The following is a 2423-nucleotide window of genomic DNA, read 5'->3' on the forward strand; positions in this document are numbered from 1 at the left end:
GTGAGGATCACGCCGAGAATGGCTAGCTTGCCGGTCACGGAGTTTGGCGAAACGGGGCAAGCCTTATCCTGAAGCCGGATTTTCAACCCCGCAACTTGCGTCGCACCCGCGGCATGGCTAAGATCGTTTCTGTTGAGAACACCTTAATGATCTTCGCCTCGACGGCATTCTCCCTCTCCCCCTGTACTCAGGGGGAGAGGGCCGGGGCTTAGGTTTACCCACAACTGACGAGAAATTGTCGCAGGTGGGAAGTGTCCGAGTGCGTAACGTTTTTTTGTAATTGTTTCCAGGGCGACGGACTTCCTTATGGTTGCGATGGCGCTGAAAATTTTGCAATCCGGCAGAATCGCAGCTCGCGCCTTGACGTTTGGCCCACACTGGACTGCGACGCGCGGGGGGCACCCGCGGTTGCTCCTCGAGGGTCAGGGCATGGATACCACGCTTTCGTTCGGCGAACGCACGTTCGGCGACATCGATCTCGGCGATAAACGACGCACCGATCGCCTGGTCCAGGCGGCCGATGACATCTGTCGTCATCCCGGCGGTACCTTGCCCGACAAGTTTCCCAAGCCCGCCGACTTGCGTGCTTTTTATCGCTTGATGAATTGCCCGACCGTCACGCATGAGCGGCTGTTGCAGGCGCATGCCGACGACACGCGTCGTCGTGTGGCCGCGTGTGGCGGCGAGGTGGTCCTGGTGCTCCACGACGCCACCGAGTTGGATTACACCACGCGTCACGCCCTTGCCGAGCGTATGGGACAGATTGGCCAGGGCACGTGCCGCGGCTACGTTGCTCACAACAGTTTGGCCGTGCGTCTGAGCGCCGATCCGGCACGCGGGACCGTGGTGCCGGAGACGCTCGGTTTGCTGTCGCAGCTTTTGCATCGACGGGCCCACGTTCGCAAAAACGAAACCACCAAGCAAGCACGCGAACGGGTCAGCCGCGAGAGCCGGTTGTGGGTACAGGGGGTCGAGCGTTGCGGTCCGGCGCCGGCCGGCGTGCGCGTGGTCGATGTTTCCGACAGTTTGTCGGACACCTTCGAGTACATGGCCCATGCCATCACGCACGATCGACTCTTCGTGCTGCGGGCCAAGGAGAATCGCCGACTCGCCGAGCCGATGGGCGAGGAGGCTTATCTGTTCGACGCGGTGCGTGCCGTCCAGGCGGTGGGCCGACGCACGCTCAAGGTGTGCTCGCCGGGCCGCAAGGCGCGGACGACCGAAGTGCAGATCGCGTTCACGCCGGTGTGCATCGCGCCGCCGGGCAAGAAGTCGGGCGAGTACGCCGCTGTGCCGTTGGATTTGTGGGCCGTACGCGTGTGGGAACCGAACACGCCCGCGGACGAAGAACCCTTGGAATGGATCTTGTTGAGCAATTGCCCGGTGCGGACGCTGCACGATGCCTTCGAGCGCGTCGATTGGTACGAGCTGCGTTGGATCATCGAGGAATACCACAAAGGGATGAAGACCGGCTGCGGCATCGAGACCTTGCAATTCGACCACCGGGAAGCCGCGGAGCCAGCGATCGCATTGCTGTCGGCCGTGGCGACGACCTTGTTGCGATTGCGTGACGCAGCGCGCGCGCCGGACGCCGACCGCCGCCGGGCGACCGAGTTGGTGGACCGCGTGTACGTGGAGGCCTTGGCCAGTTGCTACCCGGGCCGGCTCAAGAGCGACGCAACGGTGTTGACCTTTTACATGCATGTGGCTCGTCTCGGCGGTCACCAAAACCGCAAGGGCGACGGCTTTCCAGGTTGGCTGACCTTGTGGCGCGGCTGGACCAAACTCGAATCCATCGTAACCGGCTTCACCGCTCGCCCAAAAAACTTGTGGTAAAACCTAAGCCCCGCCCTCTCCCCCTGATTACAGGGGGAGAGGGAGTAAGGAATCAACGCAGGCATTACTTATGTGACCATCAATACCCGGCCCCTTACCGGGCACGGCTCGCTGATCCACTTCAAGAAAATCGGCAGAAAATTCTTCCTCTCGACGAAAAATAACCTACAGTTGCGCGGAAATAGAGTGGAAGACCTCCAGGCGCAAGGACTCAGGTACCATGTCGCTGGTTTGTCCGCAATGCAAGCAACTGTTTGAGAAGAACGGCCAATGCCCGTTGTGCAACGTGGTGCTCTTGTATCACGCGCCGAATCTTCAATGTTCCGCGGCGCCAGCGTTGCCACACGAGCAGGAGGAGTCCCCTCGCTGGCAGCATACGCCGTGGGGGAAGATCGTCATCGGATTAATCGTCACGCAGGGCGTCATCTTTGGCCTGCAGCAGCTCCTGACGGCTGGATTCTTGATCGGCGGCGACGGGACCGATGTTTGGCCGACGCTCCTGGGTTTGGTCCTTCATCATGCGATCTATGCGGTGGCGCTGCTTCTGGGGGGCGCGCTGACGGGCGCCGGGCAGGTGCGGGGCATCG

The 2423-nt window shown here is 61.7% G+C and carries 2 protein-coding genes; one reads left to right on the forward strand and one right to left on the reverse strand.

Features of this window, described 5'->3' with window-relative positions; translation table 11 throughout:
• Positions 1–429: 429 nt before the first annotated feature.
• Positions 430–1836 carry an IS4 family transposase gene (locus JOZ76_RS35970; protein WP_291706121.1) on the forward strand — a complete coding sequence of 469 codons (1407 nt, stop codon included), beginning with the start codon at positions 430–432 and terminating at the stop codon, positions 1834–1836.
• 403 nt (positions 1837–2239) lie between these two features.
• Here the strand turns inward: JOZ76_RS35970 and JOZ76_RS35975 are convergent.
• On the reverse strand, positions 2240–2423 hold a 184-nt coding region (locus JOZ76_RS35975), incomplete at its 5' end, for a hypothetical protein (RefSeq protein ID WP_291706122.1).

The organism is Bradyrhizobium sp. (genome assembly GCF_019244115.1).
Taxonomy (GTDB): Bacteria; Pseudomonadota; Alphaproteobacteria; order Rhizobiales; family Xanthobacteraceae; genus Bradyrhizobium.